Below are 18707 nucleotides of genomic sequence, written 5' to 3'. Positions count from 1 at the left end.
TGCCGTCAATCTGCTTGAACGAAAGAACCGGTTCAGGCGTTGCCGATCAACGATCAACAGGCACGCCGGATGGCAAAGGAAGAGGACGATCGATGAGCGAGCGGGAATCCATGCACTATGACGTCGTGGTCGTGGGGGCTGGACCGGCCGGGCTGTCTGCCGCGATCCGGCTGAAGCAGCGGGCGGAGACGGAGGGTCGCGAGCTGTCCGTCTGCGTCATCGAAAAGGGGTCGGAGGTTGGCGCCCACATCCTGTCGGGTGCGGTGTTCGATCCGCGCGCCCTGGACGAGTTGATCCCCGAATGGCGCACGCTCGATTGCCCGATGGCAGAGGTGCCGGTGACGGAAAACCATCACTGGGTCCTGTCGGGCAAGGGCAAGCGCGAGTTTCCTCATTTCCTGTTGCCGCCGTTCATGCACAACAATGGCTGCTACACGGGATCGCTGGGCAATCTGTGCCGCTGGCTGGCGGGACAGGCAGAGGCGCTCGGCGTCGAAATCTTTCCGGGATTTGCGGCGGCAGAGGTGCTGTTCGGCGAGGACGGATCGGTGCGGGGCATCGCCACCGGCGACATGGGCGTGGCGCGCGATGGATCGCACAAGCCGGATTATCAGCCTGGCCTTGAGCTGCACGCGCGTTACACCCTGTTTGCCGAGGGGGTTCGCGGTCACCTGTCCAAGCAGCTGATCGCGAAATATGATCTGGCGGCCGACAGCGAGCCACAGGTCTATGGCATCGGCATCAAGGAATTGTGGGATATTCCGGCCGACAAGCACGTGCCCGGCCGCGTGATCCACACCCAGGGCTGGCCGTTGAGCGAGACGGCGGGGTCGAATGGCGGCGGTTTCCTGTATCATCAGGCCAATGGCCAGGTGGCGCTGGGATTTGTCACCTGGCTGAATTATTCCAATCCGCATCTGTCGCCGTTTCACGAAATGCAGCGATGGAAGACGCATCCGGCGATCCGCGAGATCCTGGAGGGCGGGAAGCGCGTGTCCTATGGCGCGCGGGCGATCAATGACGGCGGCTGGCAGTCGGTGCCAAAGCTGACGTTTCCGGGCGGCGCGCTGATCGGCTGTTCGGCCGGGTTCGTGAACGTGCCCCGGATCAAGGGCAGCCATACCGCGATGAAGACGGGCATAATGGCCGCCGATGCCGCTTTTGACGCCGTGGCAGCAGACCGGTCGGGCGACGAGCTGACCGCCTATGCCGACGCCTATCGTTCCAGCTGGGTGGAAAAGGAATTGCGCATCGTGCGCAACGCCGTGCCGCTGGTAAAGAAGTTTGGCGATACGATCGGCACCGGGCTTGCCGGGGCGGCGATGTGGGCGGAACAGCTGGGCCTGCGCCTGCCGTTTACGATGGGCCACCACCCGGATCACGAAAGCCTGTGGCGCGCCGATCTGGTCCCGAAAATCGATTATCCGAAGCCCGATGGCGTGATCTCGTTCGACCGGTTGTCCTCGGTGTTCCTGTCCAACACCAATCATGAGGAGGACCAGCCGGTCCACCTGAAGCTCAAGGATCCAGCCGTTCCGATCGAACACAACCTGCCCCTGTATGACGAGCCGGCGCAACGATATTGCCCGGCCGGGGTCTATGAGGTTGTCGGACAGGAAACCGGCAGCCCGCGCTTTCAGATCAATGCGCAGAATTGCGTTCACTGTAAAACCTGTGACATCAAGGACCCTACCCAGAACATCGTCTGGGTTGCGCCGGAGGGCGGTGGAGGACCGAATTATCCGAACATGTAACCATAGCGGGCCGCGCGTCGCCGTTCTGATCGCGGCGCTGGCGATGACGGCACCGGGCGCCGCAATGGCATCTGACGTAACCATCAGTGCGTATGCCCGCGCCCGTGCGGCCGATGCACGCGGAGATGTGCCGACCGCCGTTTCCGGCTATGCCGCCGCGCTGGCGCAGCTGCCCCAGGACGAACAGATCGCGGTTCGCGCCTATCGCGAGGCTATTGCGTCCGGCGACACCAAACTCGCGCTGGCATCCATCGATGCGATGACCCGGGCCAAGGGGCAGCCGGCCGATGCCGCGCTGATCGTGCTGGCCGATCATCTGGCGCGGGGTGACAAGGCGGCGGCGGCATCAACACTCGCCTCGCTGAAATCGACCCCGCTCGATTTCATGGCGCCGGTGATTGCCGCGTGGATCCAGTATGATACCGATCCAGGCGCCGCGCTGGCCGCCATGTCGGTCCCGCCCCCGGCCGCGATCGCCCGCCGGTACGCAACCGAATCCGCTGCGCTGATGGAAATCGACCAGGGTCAGCCGGAAAAGGGGATGCAGAAGCTGCTTGCGCTGGGCCAGACGGGGCGGAGCGCGATGGACAGCCGCATCGCCGCGGTCGATTTGCTGGCGGGCAGCCGGCCCGATCTTGCCACGCTGCTGCTGACCGGCAACGATCCGGTGCTGGTCGCCTATCGTTCGCGCCACGCCGCGCCGCGCAAGCTGGATGCCCGGTTCGGCATTTCGCGGCTGTTCACCCGGCTAGGCGGCGAATTGTCGATGGGGGGAACGGAGCCCCTGGCCATGGTGCTTGCGCGGGCGGCGCTGATCCTTGATCCCGCGCACAGCCGGGCTCAGCTGATCCTGGCCGATAACCTAGCGCGGGAGGGGACGCCCGATCTGGCGCTGGCGCAGCTTGGACGGATCGAACCGGACAGCCCCTTTGCCGCTGCAGTCCCCGGTGCCCGCATCGCGATCCTGCAAGCCGCTGGTCGCATCGACGAGGCACTGGTCGATGCCCGAAAGGTTGCCGCGCGGGCCGGGGCGGACGGCAATGATTATCAGGTTCTGGGCGATTTGCTGAGCGCATCGGGTGACGAACTTGGCGCTGCCGCAGCCTATGGCGAGGCGCGAAAGCGCGGCGCCGGCCCGGAATGGGCGCTGGCCCTGCAACAGGGCGGTGCTCTGGAGCGGGGCGGTCGATGGCGCGAGGCGCTGTCCCTGTTGAAGCGTGCGGTCGAACTGGCGCCGGACGAGCCGCTGGCGCTCAACTATCTGGGCTATGCACAGATCGAGCGTGGCGAAAATGTGAAGGCGGCGCGCAAGCTGCTGGAGCGGGCCGTGATGCTGAGCCCCGACAATGCATCCATCGTCGATTCGCTTGGCTGGGCCTATTACCGTGGCGGCGAACCGGAACGGGCGCTGCCGTTGCTGGAAAAGGCGGCGCGTGCCGAGCCGGCGGACACGACCATTCAGGAGCATCTGGGCGACGCCTATTGGCAGCTGGGTCGCCGGTACGAGGCACGATATGCGTGGCGTGCCGCGGCGGTCTATGCCGACACGGACGAGGCGGCGCGGCTGTCGACCAAGATCGAGGCTGGCCTGAAGGGCAACTGATCCATGCGGATAACGGAACCGGCCCCGGCCAAGATCAACCTGGCCCTGCATGTCCGCGCGCGCCGCCCGGACGGCTATCATGAACTGGAAACGCTGTTCGCCTTTGTCGAGGCAGGGGATGTCGTGTCCGTGGAGCCTGCCGAGCGCGACGAATTTCGCATTTGTGGGCGGTTTGGCGCAGCGCTGGATGCCGAATCCGATAATCTCGTAACGCGGGCGCGGGATCGGTTTCGGGCGGCCTTTGGCCTGCCAGCTGTCGCGATTGAACTGGTCAAGAACCTGCCGGTCGCATCCGGTATCGGCGGTGGATCGGCGGATGCCGCCGCGACGCTGCGTGCGCTGGCGCGGATGACGGGTATAGGGGCAGATGACGCCCGATTGCATGACCTGGCCGACGGGCTTGGTTCCGACGTGCCGGCTTGTCTGTTCGGTCGAACGGCCATGGGCAGGGGCAGGGGCGAGCAGCTGCAACCGCTGATCGGAGCGGCCAGACGGCCGGTATTGCTGATCAATCCGGGCATCGCGGTGTCGACGGCGGCGGTGTTTGCGCGGTGGGATGGCGTGGATCGCGGGCCGTTGCGGACGGATGACGTCATGGAGGCGGCGCTGGATGGCCGAAACGACCTGTATCCGCCCGCCCGGCTGGTCGCTCCCGGCATTGATGCGCCGCTTGCGCTGCTGGAAGCGTCCCCGGGGGTGGTTCTGGCGCGGATGTCGGGATCCGGGGCGACATGCTTTGCGCTGTTCGACAGCGAGGAGCGAATGTTGGCGGCGGCCGAACGGGCATCCATTCAGGCTGGATGGTGGGTCTGTCCGACGCGGCTTCGGCCCTAATGCCGGCTTTACCATGGTCCTGAACCCAAAAATGACCGATCCGGGGGCAATCCGGCCACAGCGGATCAGACGCCGGGAGCGGGACGTCCGCCGATGGCCCCAGTCCGAGGGCGAGCGCCATCCTTTACGCCAGCGGATGCCGCGATGATCGACGTCGCGCATCTCGGCGGCATCGCCATCCTGACGCTCAACCGGCCCGAGGCGCGAAACGCGCTGGCCACACGGCACTGGCTTCGGCTGGCGGAGGCGGTTGCAGCCTTTGCGGACAGCGATGCACAGGTCGTGCTGTTGCGGTCCGCCGATCCCCGCTGTTTCTGCGCCGGTGCCGATCTGAACGAGTTTCCGGCGCTGGCCGACGATCCTGCGGCACGCCATTCATTTCTGGTCGCGATGCGGGCGGCGATCGACGGGCTGGCGGCGATGCCCCTTCCCGTGATCGGGGTGGTGGATGGGGAATGCCATGGCGCAGGCGTCGCGTTGGTGATGGCGTGCGATATCGTGCTGGCCGGGCGACAGGCCCGTTTTTCCATCCCGGCGGCACGGATCGGGTTGACGTATCCGGTGGCGGATGTTCGCCGCCTGACCGCACGGGCCGGACCGGGCGGGGCTGCGCGCCTGCTGTTGGCAGCGGAACGGATTGCGGCGGATGAAGCGTTGCGACTGCGCCTTGTCGATCAGGTGGCGGAACGCCCGGAGGTAGCGGCGGAGGCGATGGCACAGACCATGATTGCAAACGACGGCGCGGCGATGGCGCTGCTGAAGCAGAGGATCGCCGATCCCGACGCGGCGGATGACGGGGCCGGCTTTCTCGACCGGTTCGGCGCCCCGTCCTTCACGGCGCGGTTGAACGCTGCCCGGTCGGGGCTGGGTCGCCAATGAACGAGGCAGCGGAGTGCATTGATGGTGCGGCGGGCGGCGCGCTGCTGTTGTGCGATCATGCCAGCAATCATGTGCCCGCCGACGTTGATCTTGGTATCGATCCGGCGCTGCTCGATCTACACATCGCCTATGATATCGGGGCGGGCGCGCTAACCCGCACTCTGGCTGCCAGCATGGGCTGGCCAGCGGTGCTGGGCACTGTTTCCCGGTTGGTCATCGATCTGCACCGCGAACCGGACCGGCTGGGGCTGATCCCCATAGCATCGGATGGGCATGAGGTCCCCGGAAACAGGGATGCGGATGCCGCACAGCGCATCGCGCGCTTTCACCGCCCCTATCACCGCGCCGTGGCCAGCGCCGTCCGCCAATATCGCCCCGATCTGATCGTAGCGATCCACAGCTTTACGCCGGAGCTTGAGACTGCGCCGGTGTACCGGCCATGGACGATTGGCGTTCTGTACAACCGGGATCGGTGGACCGGAGCGGCGGCGCTGGCTGCGCTGACGGCACAGGGCCTGTCGCCCGGCGATAATCAGCCCTATTCGGGCCGCGATCTCAACACGACGATCAACCGCCATGCCGAGGCCGCGGGGATTGCCGGAATCGCCATCGAAGTCCGCAACGATCAACTGCTGACACCCGCCGGGATCGATGCCTGGGCGGGTCATTTGGGCGAAATGATCGCCACATTGCGTAACAGGGTTGCGTCAGGGGGGCATTTGACGACATAGGCTTGCGCGCCATGACCAATCGTTTCGACAAGAACCGTCTGCCCAGCCGCCATGTTTCCATGGGGCCGGAGCGCGCACCGCACCGCAGCTATTACTACGCCATGGGCATCGAAGAGGCGGATATTGCCAAGCCCTTTGTCGGCATTGCCAGTGCAGGGAATGACTCTGCGCCGTGCAACACTGTGCTGGACATTCAGGCGGATGCCGCGCGCACTGGCGTGATCCAGGGCGGGGGGATGCCGCGCCGGTTCAACACGATCACCGTTACCGACGGGATCGCGATGGGGCATCAGGGGATGAAGTCATCCCTCGTCAGCCGCGAAGTAATTGCCGATTCGGTCGAATTGTCAGTGCGTGGCCATTGCTATGACGCGCTGGTCACCTTTGCCGGGTGCGACAAGTCGCTGCCGGGCATGATGATGGCAATGCTGCGCCTGAATGTGCCATCGATTTTTGTCTATGGCGGGTCGATCCTGCCCGGCCGCTATCACGACCGCGACGTCACCGTGGTAGATGTGTTCGAGGCGGTCGGCCAGTATGCTGCCGGCAACTGCCCCCTGCACGAACTGATCGCGCTGGAAAAGGTCGCCTGTCCCGGTCACGGTGCCTGTGGCGGCCAGTTTACGGCGAACACCATGGCTTGTGTCGGAGAGGCGATCGGCCTGTCGCTGCCCAACAGCAACATGGTGCCCGCGCCCTATCGTAGCCGGGAAGAGGTAGCGATTGCGGCGGGCGAGCAGGTGATGACCCTGATCGAACGGAACCTGCGGCCGCGCGACATTTGTACGCGGGAGGCATTCATCAACGCAGCGCGCGTCGTGGCCGCCACCGGCGGGTCGACCAACGCCGCCCTGCACCTGCCCGCCATGGCGAATGAGGCCGGGATCGAGTTCGATCTGCATGACGTTGCCGAGGCATTCAAATCAACGCCTTACATCGCTGACCTGAAACCGGGCGGCAAATATGTCGCCAAGGACATGTACGAGGCCGGCGGCGTCTATATGTTGATGAAGACGATGCTGGACGGCGGATTCCTGGACGGAAACTGCATGACGGTGACCGGCAAGACGCTGGGCGAGAATATCGACGAGGTGACGTGGAACCCGGATCAGAAGGTGATCTATCCGGTCGAAGCGCCAATCACGGCGACCGGCGGTGTCGTCGGCCTGCGCGGTTCCCTTGCGCCCGAAGGGGCGATCGTGAAGGTCGCGGGCATGAAGCGCCTTCAGTTCGAGGGGCCGGCGCGCTGTTTCGACCGGGAAGAGGACGCATTTGCAGCCGTCGAGGCGCGCGACATTGCCGAGGGCTGCGTTGTCATTATCCGGTATGAAGGGCCAAAGGGCGGGCCGGGCATGCGCGAGATGCTGTCGACCACCGCCGCGCTCTATGGCCTGGGCATGGGGGAGAAGGTCGCGCTGATCACGGATGGCCGCTTTTCGGGGGCCACGCGCGGCTTCTGCATCGGCCATGTCGGGCCGGAGGCAGCGGATGGCGGGCCCATCGCACTGGTCGAGGATGGCGACACCATCCGCATTGATGCAGAGGCGGGGACAATCGACCTGCTGGTCGACGATACGGTGCTGGCCGAGCGCCGTGCGCGCTGGCAACCGCGGATCAATGACTATCAGTCCGGTGCGCTGTATCGCTATTCACAGACGGTCGGTCCGGCCTACAAGGGCGCGGTAACGCATCCGGGGGCGAAGGCCGAACGTCATGTCTATGCGGATATCTAGCGCCGTTGCCCTGTTGCTGATGCTGGCCGGGTGTGGCGGGAGCGAGCCGCAACCCGGCAAGGTAGCGCAGGAACAGCCGGACGCCGAACAGGCGGCCAATGGTATCGAGTGCGCGTCGCCCGGCGAAACAGCGTTTTCGCGTCAGTGCCTGCTCGACCGGACAGTGGATGCAGAGGGCGTCGTGCTGACCGCGCGGCTGCCCGATGGCGGGTTCCACCGCTTTCGCCTGGGTCAGGGCGGACGGACCCTGACTGCTGCCGATGGCGCCGAACCGGCCCGCGTCACACCGGCATCGAATGGCGATCAGGACGTGACCATTGGCAATGCCCGTTACCGCATCCCGGCCAGCGCACTGTCCCCGACGCCATAGTCCATCGCCGCGCCGACAGTCGATCGCGCGCAACCACCGATCACGCTTATCCCACCGCACCGCTCGTCTGATCCAGTCGGGCCGGAACGAATTGTTCCGGGCCCGACGAACATTGCCGTTGTTGCGATGACCGGAAGCGTTCGCCTGTATGACGGACATTCGCTTTCGCATATGAAACTGCTGGCGCATGTCGCGGGCTGAGGGGCTGACAAATGACAGGGGTGTCGGGAATAGGGTGCCACAGGCGGATGGTCGCGATGGCCGCCCCCGCTAGCCGGCTCGGCTCGTCAGCTTGAACGAAGCCGCCGCCCGTTGACCGGTACAGGGACTGATATGCTGCGAGGCATGGACGGCGCCGGTATCAACCGAAGGTCCGCCGTCGCTCTCGCAACGATGGATGTTCCGGCACGCCAACCGCCCGCAGCTGCCGTGGGCCACGATCGCTGTACGATGGCGGACGAGGCCCATCATCTTTTGCTTGGTCGGTCTGCAGCGCAATGGCTGGACGCCCCTTCGCGGTCGATGCAGGGTCTATACCGTGGCAGGTGCAAGCCGCTTGGCGATCTGATCCTCGACCCCGTGCATCCAGGCGATAACAGTATTTATCGACCCGCGCCCTATTGCATGACGCCGGATCCGGCGCTTTCGGCCCAGTCATTCAACTTCGGCCGCTATCTGCTGATCGCCTCCTCCCGTCCGGGGACGCAGCCGGCAATCCTTCACGGGATCGGGAACGATAAGGCCCGGCCGCCGTGGAGCCGCAATCACACGAAGAACATCAAGATGGTGATGAACCACTGGCCGGCGGAATGCTGTAACCTGGCCAAAACCGTTATGCGCTGGGTGACGCCTCTTCCCTGTCACCGCTTTGCAGTGGCGCATACGGGCGTCAACCAAGTCATCGGGCACAATTTGCGAGCGGGGCGCGTCACCCGGATCATAACGAAGCGGGGGGTAGCATGACGATCGGGATGAGCCGGCGGCATCTTCTGGGCGCGGTTGCGGCCACTCCGCTAGCGCCGCAGGCGGCCATTCGGCGAGACGCGCCGGCGATGTTCCTGTCGACCTGGGATTTTGGCGCTGCGGCGAATGATGCGGCGTATCGGACGTTGTCTGCAGGCGGCTCCCTGCTTGATGCCGTGGAGGCGGGCGCACGGGTGCCGGAGGCCGATCCGACGAACCATTCCGTCGGCTATGGCGGCTATCCCGATCGGGACGGCAGGGTGACGACGGATGCGGTCATCATGGACGATGCGGGCAATGTCGGCGCGGTGGCGGCGCTGGAACACGTCATGCACGCCATATCTGTCGCGCGGGCGGTGATGGATCGCACACCGCACACGATGCTGGTGGGAGAAGGGGCAACCCGCTTTGCCATGGACTGCGGCTTCCCCCGGACGACCATGCTGACGCCTGAAGCCGAGGCGGAATGGCGCAAATGGCTTGAAACCGCACGCTATAAACCGATCGCAAATATTGAAAATCGCAAGGCAATTCAGGGAGACGCGCGGGATCACGACACTATCGGACTGCTTGGCCGGTCCCGCGACGGACGACTGGCCGGTGCCTGCACAACATCAGGAATGGCGTTCAAGATGCACGGCCGCATCGGAGACAGCCCGCAAGTCGGTTGCGGCCTGTTTGTAGAGGCCGGGGTTGGCGGCGCAACAGCGACAGGACTGGGCGAAGAAGTGACGCGGATTGCCGGCAGTGCACGCGTGGTCGCGTCGATGCGCGCCGGCCTCTCGCCCGAAGCGGCGTGCCGCGAGGCGCTGAATCACCTGACCCGGCTGCGTGGCAGCAAGCTGAACGGCACGCAGGTGGCGTTTCTGGCGATCGGCCGCGATGGGCGCGTTGGTGCCGGGTCGCTGCTGCCCGGCTTTACCTATGCCGTGACCGACCAGTCGGGCCGGACGTCGGTGCATCAGGCGAAATCGATGGAGCCTGAAAAGAAGTGAGTAAAGGCGCCGGGGGACGGCGCCGGGTAAGGGAGCGTAGCATGATCAAGATGACCGGATGGCTGCTGGCCACCTCCATTCTGGCGGCCGGACTGCCCGCCGCAGCGGCAGCGCAGGATGCCGCCGATCCACAGACAGAGCAGCCGGAAACGCCGGAACAGCCCAATCAAGTCGATCCCGGCGAAATTGTCGTAACCGGCAGCCGCATCCTTCGCCCCAATGCCAATGCGGCGGCACCGATCACTTCCGTCACAGACGCGGAGATCAAGGCGCAGGCGCCGATCTCGGTCGAGGAGGTGCTGAACCGCCTGCCCCAGATCTCGCCGGATGCCCAGCAAAGCTATCAGGATTCGGATGGGCGTCAGCGGATCAAGCTGCGCAACCTGGGCTTTGAACGGACGCTGGTGCTGGTCGATGGCCTGCGGCTTGGCACGCAGAATGCCCAGGATACGGGGATCATCCCGGTAACGCTGCTGAAGCGGGTCGATATCCTGTCGGGCGGGGCGTCGTCGGTTTACGGGTCGGATGCGATTTCCGGTGTGGTCAATTTCATCATGGACCGCGACTTTGAAGGCGTGCGGCTGGATGCGAACTATAACTTCTATCTCCATGATAACAAACGGACCTTGGCTAGCCCGGTGGCGGAGGCGTCCGGGTTTTCCCCATCCACCTCCGGCGGCACGGATGGTGGCCGTTCGGATTTGACGCTGACGCTGGGCAAGAAGTTCTTTGACGACAAGCTGAGCGTTACGGGCTTTTTCAGCTATCGTCAGGCGGAACTGGTTCCGTATCGTGCCCGGTCGAACTCCCCCTGTTACTTGCAGCAGCTGACACCGGACGGGCCGCTGAGCTGTCAGCTGTCGACCTATTCCACCAGCGGCTATATCTCGCCGCGTTCGGGGCCGAACAACGGGGCAGGGTTCGTCAACAATCCGGCCGGGACGCGGGATTTCGTGACCTATGGCGCGGGACCGGGCAATGCTGCCAACCCGTTTGACGGCCTGTCGTACCAGCGGCAGCTGGAACGGTACAATGCCGGCGGCTTTGCCACGCTGAAGCTGTCCGACGCGGCCGAGCTGTACAGCAATGTCCTGTGGTTCCGGGACCGATCGACCAACCCGTTTCCGTCGCGGGTGCTGTCGTTCACGGTTTATGGCGATCAGCCATTTCAGGTGAATTGCAACAATCCGTTCCTGTCGCAGACACAGGCCAGCGCAATCTGCGGCGCGGCGGCCGGCACGGGCGTGCTGGCGCCGCTCGACGTCCGGTATCGCTTTGCCAACTCGCCCGATGTCGAGGACACCTATATCAACCAGGCGCTGCGGATTACCGGCGGCGTCCGGGGCAGCTTTGCCGAAGGGTGGAGCTATGACGTCGGCGGCGTCTATTCCCGCAATCGTCAGGATTACCGGCCGTCGATCCTGCCGGGGTTCGATCAGGTCAACCGGTCGTTGAACGTGGTATCGGTCGGCGGCGTGCCGACCTGTGCATCGGTCATCGACGGCACCGATCCCGCTTGTATCCCATTCGATGCCTTCCGCGCCAATTCCGGCACCGCCGATCTGGTCAACTATCTGTTCGCGCTGGAAGGGGGGGAGAACACCAGTATCGGCAAGCTGTATGACGTCATTGCGACGATCAACGGCGACCTTGGCACCTATGGCATCACGTCACCCTTTGCCAAGCAGGGCGTGGCGATCGCCCTTGGCCTGGAATATCGCGAGGACAATTTCCGCAGCTTCGCCGATCAGGCGTTCCGGGACCAGAATGGTGGCAATGACGCCAGTTTCCGCCAGTCGGCGCGAGAGGCCAATGTCGAGGTGCAGGTTCCGCTGGTCGAGGATCAGTCGTGGACCGACCTGCTTCAGCTGAACGGCGGCTATCGCTATTCCAAGTACAGCAGCAACGACAAGGGCTTCTCCACGTGGAAGGCAGAGGGTGTCTGGGCCCCGATCCCCGACATCACCCTGCGCGGTTCGATCAACAAGGCGCAGCGCGCGCCAACGGTGATCGAGATCGCCCAGGCGACCAACCTGACCTATGGGCAGGTGCTGCTGCAGGATCCGTGCGCCAGCACGCGCGACCCCAATGGCAATCTGGTCGCGCCGACCGCAACGCTGGCGCAGTGCCGCAACACCGGCCTAGCCGATGCGCTCTATGGCAGCGAGGCGCTGGCTTGTCCGGAGGGGAACTGCACCACCCGCAATGGCGGGTTCGATATCCGCCCGGAAACCGCCTATACCAAGACGTTCGGCGTCATCCTGAAGCCGCGTTTCCTGCCCGGCCTGACCGTGTCGGTGGACCGGTATCTGATCGATCTGGACGATTCGATCGGGTACAATGACGCCAGCTACTATTTGAACGGCTGCCTTGCCACCGGTCAGCCCTTTTTCTGTTCCGGCGTTGTGCGCAATCCGACGAGCTCGATCCTTTTCAACGCCGCGGCGGGCAATCCCACGGCCGGATATTTCCGCCAGGGCACGACCAACTTCTACAAGTCAAAGGCGCATGGCTGGGACGTTCAGGCGCAATATGACCTGTCCCTCAATCAGGCGGGGCGGCTAAACTTCCTGTTCAACGGTACTCGCACCACCTATGTCGGCGGTCAGGATGCGCCCCAGTATGTGGATGCCAATGGCGTGACGCAGTTCCTGCCCCGTAACTGCGTCGGGTTTTATGGACCGCGCTGCGGCGTTTCGTTCCCGAAATGGCAGCATGGCCTGCGCACTACCTATACCACGGCCGACGATGTGTTCAGCCTGTCGCTCAACTGGCGCTATATCGGGCCGCAGACGCTGACGCTCAATTCGAACGATCCGGGCATCGGCTATACCGAAGCGGATGCGCGCACCACGTTCAACCGGGTCGAGGCGTATGACTATTTCGACCTGGCCATGACCATGGTGATCGACAAGCGGATGACGTTGCGGCTGCTGGCCAACAATCTGCTCGACACAACGCCGCCGCTGTTTCCGAACAGTTATGACCTGACCTTGTCGCGCAACAACACCAATTCCGCGCGATACGACGGGCTGGGGCGGCAGATCGCGATCGGTGTGACGGTTCGGTACTGACCGGGCATAGCGTCGGGGACAGGCAGGCCAGCCCCTGCGACTGCGGGGCTGGCTTGCATGGCCCGGCAGACGGGGTATGGCTGCGCATCGCGGGGGCCATGGCCGCCGATGACCGGATCCCATCTCTGCTGAAAGCCCTTGCCGAATGTCCGACACCCCGACGGAAACCATCGTCCGGGTTGCGGCGCGCGGCGATGGCATGACTGCATCCGGGCGGGCGGTGCCGCTAGCCGCGCCCGGCGACCGGGTGACGTCGGACGGCACGATCCTGCCCGGCCCGCACCATCAGTCGCCGCCATGCCGGCATTTTCCGGCCTGTGGCGGATGTCAGCTTCAGCATCTGGACGACGAAAGCTATGCCGGCTTTGTCACGGCGCGGGTGCGCGATGCACTGGCGGCACAAGGGCTTGAGACCGAGCTGCTGGTGCCGCATCTGTCGCCGCCCGCCAGCCGGAGGCGCGCTGCGCTGCACGTCGAACGGCGCGGCAGAACGGTGCTGATCGGGTTCAGCGCAGAGCGCAGCCACCGGCTGATCAACCTTTCCGAATGTCCGATCCTGCATCCCCGGCTGTTTGCGCTGATCGAGCCGATCCGGGGGCTGCTGTCCCGGATCATGCCTGCACGCGGGCGGGCCGACCTTCACCTGACCCTGACGGATCAGGGGCCGGACGTGTTGATCAAGGGATTTGCCAGTACCGGGCTGGAATCCGCGCTGGCCATCACCGATTTTGCGGAGGCGCACGGGCTTGCCCGGCTGAGCCTGGATGAAGGGTTCGGCCCAGAAACCCGGTGGGAACCGGATGCGGTGACGATCACCCTGTCGGGGGTGCCCGTACCGATGCCGGCAGGCAGCTTTCTGCAGGCGACGGCAGATGGCGAAACAGCGCTGATCGCCGCCGCGCGAGAGGCCGTGGGCGATGCGCGCATGATTGCCGACCTGTTCGCGGGACTGGGCACCTTTGCCTTTGCCATGGCGCCAGGACGCCGCGTCTATGCAGCCGAGGCGGCGCGCGATGCCGTGCTGGCGATGAAGGCGGGAGCAGGCGCTGCGGGCATAGCCATCGCGGCCGATCACCGCGACCTGTTTCGAAACCCGGTATCGGCGGCGGATTGCGGCCGGTTTGATGCCATCATCCTGGACCCGCCCCGCGCCGGTGCGCGCGAACAGGTGGGCCAGATCGCCCAATCTGGCGCCGGGATCGTCAGCTATATCTCGTGCAATCCCAGCAGCTTCGCGCGAGATGCGAAAACGCAGTGCGAAGGCGGTTATCGGCTGGATTGGGTGCGTCCCGTCGGCCAGTTCCGCTGGTCGACGCATGTCGAGCTGGCATCGCGCTTTTCGCGTCAGGGATAACGGGCCGCAACGAAGTATAGCCCGTCGGGCGGGGCATTCAGGCCCAATGCCGACCGGTCCCGAGCGGCCAGCGCTGCGGCCACCTGATCCGGATGCCAGCGGCCCATGCCGACCAGTGCCAGGCATCCGACCATCGAGCGCACCTGATGGTGGAGGAAGGATCGAGCGGCGGCATAAACAATCACCCGGTCGCCATCGCGGACCACGTCGAGCCGATCCAGTGTCCGCAGCGGGCTGTCCGCCTGACAATGGGCGGACCGAAAGGTGGTAAAGTCATGCCGTCCGATCAGGTGCCCGGCTGCCTCAGCCATCGCGCTTTCGGCCAGTGGCTGGGGCACGCGCCAGGCAAGGCCGCGTTCCCAGGTCAGCGGCGCGCGGCGGTTGACGATCCGGTATTCGTAACTGCGACCGATGCAGGAAAACCGCGCATGCCAGTCATCCGGGACGACGATGCAATCCAGGATCGCCACCGGATCGGGCCGAAGCTGGGCGTTCATCCCTTCCATCAGACGAAAGGGCGCGATCTCCCGGTCGATATCGGCATGAGCCCGCATCGCGATGCCGTGAACGCCCGCATCGGTCCGCCCCGCGGTATGGACCGTCGCCGCCTCGCCCGTCACGGCATGGATCGCCCGCTCGATCGATGCCTGAACGCTGGGCCCATGCGCCTGACGCTGCCAGCCCATGAAGGGACGGCCATCATATTCGACGGTAAAGGCGAAGCGCGTCACGACAGCCGGGTGCCCGCCGGAATGGACAGGCCGCGGAGCAGATCGGCGGCGCTGGTCACCCCCCGGCTGGCCCGCTGCACGGTCAGCGCGCGGATGGCGCCAGTGCCGCAGCCGATCGTCAGCGCATCGTCCAGCACCTCGCCCGGCGCACCATCCCGCTCCACCGGGGTTGCCGCCAGCAGCTTGATCCGTTCATCGCCCAGCATGAACCACGCCCCCGGCGCGGGGTTGAACGCGCGCACCTGTCGTTCGACGGCGATGGCTCCGGCGGTCCAGTCGATCCTGGCCTCTGCCTTTTCGATCTTTGCCGCATAGGTCACTTCGGTCAGCGGCTGTTCTACCGGGGGATAGGCGGCGGGGTCGGACAGCACCTGCACCATCAGCCGCGCGCCCATCGCCGCCAGCTCTGTTGTCAGCTCACCCGCGGTCTTGCCGTCAACGATCGTCCGCCCCTCCAACCGGACAGGGCCGGTGTCCAGTCCGGCCGCCATCTGCATGATGCCCACGCCAGTTTCGACGTCTCCGGCGAGGATCGCGCGCTGAATGGGTGCGGCCCCGCGCCAGCGCGGCAGCAGGGAAGCATGGACGTTCAGACAGCCAAGCCGCGGCGTATCCAGCACCGCGCGCGGCAGGATCAGGCCATAGGCGGCAACCACCGCGACCTCTGCGCCGATTGCGGCGAACTTGGCCTGCTCCGCCTCTGCCTTCAGCGACACGGGCGTGCTTACCGGGATGTCCAGCGCCTCGGCACGGGCATGGACGGGGGAGGGGGTAAGGGCATTGCCTCGACGCCCTCCCGCGCGGGGCGGCTGGCTGTAAACCGCCGCAACCTCGTGACCGGCATCGATCAGCGCGTCGAGAACCGGAACGGCAAAGGCCGGCGTGCCCATGAAGATGATCCGCATATCCCGTCTCAACCCCTTGGCAGCCCGGCGCGCAAGCCCTTAATGTCAGTCATGGCCTCGTCCGAGATCGAAACGCTCACCCAGCTCCTGTCGCGCCTCCCCGGGCTTGGCCCCCGGTCAGCGCGCCGCGCCGTGCTCCACCTGCTCAAACGGCGGGAGACGGTGCTGGAGCCGCTGGTGCGGGCTTTGTCCTCGGTTTCGGCCGCGCTGACGCCATGCAGCCAGTGCGGGAATATCGACACCAGCGATCCCTGCGCGATCTGTTCCGACCCGCGCCGCGATGCCCGGTCCATCTGCGTGGTGGAGGAGGTGGCCGACCTGTGGGCGCTGGATCGGGCGCGGCTGTTCCCCGGCCGTTTTCACGTGCTGGGCGGCCGATTGTCGGCGCTGGACGGGGTGCGGCCCGAGGATCTTACCATCGATCTGCTCGTCCGCAGGATCGAGGGCGGCGGCGTGGACGAGGTGGTGCTGGCGATGAACGCGACGCTGGAGGGACAGACGACGGCCCATTATGTGGCCGAGCGGCTGGAGCAGTTCCCGGTGCGCGTGACCCAGCTTGCCCATGGCCTGCCGGTCGGCGGCGAGCTGGACTATCTGGACGAAGGCACGCTGGCACAGGCGTTGAGGGCGCGGCGGCCGGTCGCTTGACCGGCACCGGGCCTGAACCTAAATCACCGCCATGGCTATTCTTCCGATCATCGAGGTTCCCGATCCCCGCCTGCGCACCATTTCTACGCCGGTGGACACGGTGGACGACGATCTGCGCGCACTGATCGCGGACATGTTCGATACTATGTACGATGCGCCGGGCATCGGCCTTGCCGCCATCCAGGTCGGCGTGCCGAAGCGTGTGATCGTGATGGACCTGCAGGAAGAAGAGGGTGAGGACGGCAAGCCGATCCGCCACCCCCGCGTCTTCATTAATCCCGAAATCCTTGATCCGTCGGACGATCAGTCGGTCTATACCGAGGGTTGCCTGTCGGTGCCCGAACAGTTTGCGGATGTCGAACGTCCCGCCCGGTGCCGCGTGAAGTGGCTGGACGAGGACGGCAATGCGCATGACGAGGTGTTCGAGGGTTTGCTCGCCACATGCATCCAGCATGAGATGGACCATCTTCAGGGCGTGGTGTTCATCGACCACCTGTCGCGGTTGAAGCGCGAGATGATCCTGAAAAAACTCGCCAAGGCGCGCAAGGCAGCTGCCTGATCGGCCAGGCGGAGTCACCGGCGGGGCAGGGGGTCCTGTCCGGCTCTTGTGCCGCCGATAACCATGGTTTAAGTTCCCGCTTCGTTCCGGGGATTGGGTGATCATGGATCCGTTGATTATTGTCTTGCTGGTCGTCGTCGCGCTTGCGGTGGGGCTTGCCGCCGGGTGGTTTGCCGGTGAGCGCCGCATCGCGGAGGCCCGTGCGGAACGCGATCTGCGAGAGGCGGAGTTCAAGCGGGCAATCACCGAACTGGCCGAGGCGTCCAGCGAAGCGCGGCAGGTGCCGGAACTGCGCGGCGCGCTGGAACAGTTTCGTGAGGAACGGGACGTCGCTCGGCTGGAACTGGTGCAGATCCGCTCCGATCTGCGCGCGGCGCAGGGCGTGATCGACGAGTTGAAAGCTGCGAAGGAACAGCTTCGCACCCAGTTTTCCGAAGTCGCCGCCAAGACGTTGCAGGAGGCGCAGGACCAGTTTCTCAAGCGGGCCGATGCGCGCTTTGCCGAAGCGGGCAACAGCAACGAGGCCAAGATCCGTGCATTGCTGCAACCGGTCGAAACCTCGCTCAAGCGGTATGAGGAGCAAGTCGGGCGGATCGAGGCAGAGCGAAAGACCGATTTCGGCAATCTGGCCGGCGTGATCGAACAGATGCGACTGGGCCAGAACGAGGTGAGGGCCGAGGCATCTAAACTCGTCAATGCCCTCCGTTCGGCGCCCAAGGCACGCGGCCGATGGGGCGAACAGCAGCTGCGCAACGTGCTCGAAACCTGCGGCCTTGCCGAACATACGGATTTCGAGATGGAGGTCAGCGTCGAAAGCGACGGCAACCGGCTGCGCCCCGACGCCATCGTGCGCATTCCCGGCGGCAAGTCGCTGGTGATCGACGCCAAGGTATCGCTCAACGCCTATCAGGATGCGCATGGCGCGGTGGAAGACGCCGAAAAGGCGCTGCACATGACCGCGCATGTCGCGTCGATGAAAAACCACATCAATCAGCTGGGCAGCAAGAATTACCAGCAGCAGTTCGAGGATGCGCCCGATTATGTGGTGATGTTCGTTCCGGGCGAGCATTTCCTGTCCGCCGCGCTCGACCATGATCCGGAACTTTGGGACTATGCGTTCAACCACCGGGTGCTGATCGCCACGCCGACCAATCTGATCGCGATCGCGCGCACTGTCGATGCCGTGTGGCGCCAGGAAAAACTGGCCAAGGAAGCGCGGCAGATCGCGGAACTGGGCCGGGAATTGCACGGCCGCATCGTGACGATGGGCAGCCATGTCGAGCGGCTGGGCAAAAATCTGGGCGCCGCTATGGGCGCCTATAACAGCTTCGTCGGCAGCCTTGAATCCCAGGTGATGACGTCGGCCAAGCGGTTCGAGACGCTCAACATCGAAACGGCGGGCAAGTCCATCGAGCCGCTGCCCGTGATCGACCATTCGCCAAGACCGCTGACCAAGCTGAACGTCGAGCCGGAAAAGACCGCACAGATTGGGGCGGGGAAGGGCGAGGAAGCGCCGGAATCTGTGTCCGCCGACGCTGAGCAGGGGACCGTCGACCCGGTTACCCCGTAACCGT

Annotated in this window: 16 protein-coding genes; 14 read left to right on the top strand and 2 right to left on the bottom strand. The window is 65.0% G+C overall.

Annotation, left to right across the window (positions count from 1 at the left end):
- The first annotated feature begins 92 nt into the window (after positions 1 to 92).
- The 11 genes from ACNI3Q_RS03040 (at position 93) to ACNI3Q_RS02990 (ending at position 14290) form a co-directional block, all read left to right on the top strand.
- Positions 93 to 1754, top strand: a complete 1662-nt coding sequence (locus ACNI3Q_RS03040) for an electron transfer flavoprotein-ubiquinone oxidoreductase (protein WP_426273947.1) — start codon at positions 93 to 95, stop codon at positions 1752 to 1754.
- 64 nt (positions 1755 to 1818) lie between these two features.
- Entirely contained in the window at positions 1819 to 3357 is a 1539-nt protein-coding gene (locus tag ACNI3Q_RS03035) for a tetratricopeptide repeat protein (RefSeq protein ID WP_426273946.1), read from the top strand.
- Positions 3358 to 3360: 3 nt separating this feature from the next.
- Complete coding sequence (locus tag ACNI3Q_RS03030; RefSeq protein WP_426273945.1) at positions 3361 to 4191, top strand: 4-(cytidine 5'-diphospho)-2-C-methyl-D-erythritol kinase; 831 nt, start codon at positions 3361 to 3363, stop codon at positions 4189 to 4191.
- Positions 4192 to 4335: 144 nt separating this feature from the next.
- Entirely contained in the window at positions 4336 to 5070 is a 735-nt protein-coding gene (locus ACNI3Q_RS03025) for an enoyl-CoA hydratase/isomerase family protein (RefSeq protein WP_426273944.1), read from the top strand.
- Positions 5067 to 5801 (top strand): N-formylglutamate amidohydrolase, encoded by a 735-nt coding sequence (locus tag ACNI3Q_RS03020; protein WP_426273943.1) that lies wholly within the window; start codon positions 5067 to 5069, stop codon positions 5799 to 5801. Before ACNI3Q_RS03025 ends, ACNI3Q_RS03020 begins: the two co-directional genes overlap by 4 nt.
- Positions 5802 to 5812: 11 nt before the next feature.
- On the top strand, positions 5813 to 7534 hold the full coding sequence (gene ilvD / locus ACNI3Q_RS03015; RefSeq protein WP_426273942.1) for a dihydroxy-acid dehydratase: 1722 nt from the start codon (positions 5813 to 5815) through the stop codon (positions 7532 to 7534).
- Positions 7521 to 7904: a hypothetical protein gene (locus ACNI3Q_RS03010; protein ID WP_426273941.1), complete on the top strand. Its 384-nt coding sequence runs from the start codon at positions 7521 to 7523 to the stop codon at positions 7902 to 7904. The genes ilvD and ACNI3Q_RS03010 overlap by 14 nt, the downstream gene beginning before the upstream one ends.
- A gap of 450 nt (positions 7905 to 8354) precedes the next feature.
- Positions 8355 to 8867 (top strand): glycosyl hydrolase family 95 catalytic domain-containing protein, encoded by a 513-nt coding sequence (locus ACNI3Q_RS03005; RefSeq protein ID WP_426273940.1) that lies wholly within the window; start codon positions 8355 to 8357, stop codon positions 8865 to 8867.
- Complete coding sequence (locus ACNI3Q_RS03000) at positions 8864 to 9862, top strand: glycosylasparaginase (protein ID WP_426273939.1); 999 nt, start codon at positions 8864 to 8866, stop codon at positions 9860 to 9862. Before ACNI3Q_RS03005 ends, ACNI3Q_RS03000 begins: the two co-directional genes overlap by 4 nt.
- 41 nt (positions 9863 to 9903) lie before the next feature.
- Positions 9904 to 12936, top strand: a complete 3033-nt coding sequence (locus ACNI3Q_RS02995) for a TonB-dependent receptor domain-containing protein (RefSeq protein WP_426273938.1) — start codon at positions 9904 to 9906, stop codon at positions 12934 to 12936.
- Between the two features lie 145 nt (positions 12937 to 13081).
- Complete coding sequence (locus tag ACNI3Q_RS02990) at positions 13082 to 14290, top strand: class I SAM-dependent RNA methyltransferase (protein ID WP_426273937.1); 1209 nt, start codon at positions 13082 to 13084, stop codon at positions 14288 to 14290.
- Here ACNI3Q_RS02990 and truA read toward each other — a convergent pair.
- Both truA and fmt read right to left on the bottom strand, forming a co-directional pair.
- Positions 14281 to 15021 carry a tRNA pseudouridine(38-40) synthase TruA gene (gene truA, locus ACNI3Q_RS02985; RefSeq protein WP_426273936.1) on the bottom strand — a complete coding sequence of 247 codons (741 nt, stop codon included), beginning with the start codon at positions 15019 to 15021 and terminating at the stop codon, positions 14281 to 14283. The two genes, ACNI3Q_RS02990 and truA, sit on opposite strands and share 10 nt — an antisense overlap.
- The gene (fmt, locus tag ACNI3Q_RS02980) at positions 15018 to 15926 is read right to left on the bottom strand and encodes a methionyl-tRNA formyltransferase (protein ID WP_426273935.1); all 909 of its coding nucleotides are present in this window, start codon (positions 15924 to 15926) and stop codon (positions 15018 to 15020) included. Before fmt ends, truA begins: the two co-directional genes overlap by 4 nt.
- A 51-nt stretch (positions 15927 to 15977) precedes the next feature.
- Between fmt and recR the strand changes: the two genes are divergently transcribed.
- The 3 genes from recR (at position 15978) to ACNI3Q_RS02965 (ending at position 18703) form a co-directional block, all read left to right on the top strand.
- The gene (recR, locus tag ACNI3Q_RS02975) at positions 15978 to 16574 is read left to right on the top strand and encodes a recombination mediator RecR (RefSeq protein ID WP_426273934.1); all 597 of its coding nucleotides are present in this window, start codon (positions 15978 to 15980) and stop codon (positions 16572 to 16574) included.
- Between the two features lie 31 nt (positions 16575 to 16605).
- On the top strand, positions 16606 to 17133 hold the full coding sequence (gene def, locus ACNI3Q_RS02970; protein ID WP_426273933.1) for a peptide deformylase: 528 nt from the start codon (positions 16606 to 16608) through the stop codon (positions 17131 to 17133).
- Between the two features lie 103 nt (positions 17134 to 17236).
- Positions 17237 to 18703 carry a DNA recombination protein RmuC gene (locus tag ACNI3Q_RS02965; protein WP_426273932.1) on the top strand — a complete coding sequence of 489 codons (1467 nt, stop codon included), beginning with the start codon at positions 17237 to 17239 and terminating at the stop codon, positions 18701 to 18703.
- The last annotated feature ends 4 nt before the right edge of the window (positions 18704 to 18707 follow it).

It is taken from the genome of Sphingomonas eleionomae (assembly GCF_049889035.1).
GTDB lineage: Bacteria > Pseudomonadota > Alphaproteobacteria > Sphingomonadales > Sphingomonadaceae > Sphingomonas.
The sequence above is the reverse complement of the archived record's forward strand: the minus strand, read 5'-3'. Positions and strand labels throughout refer to the sequence as shown.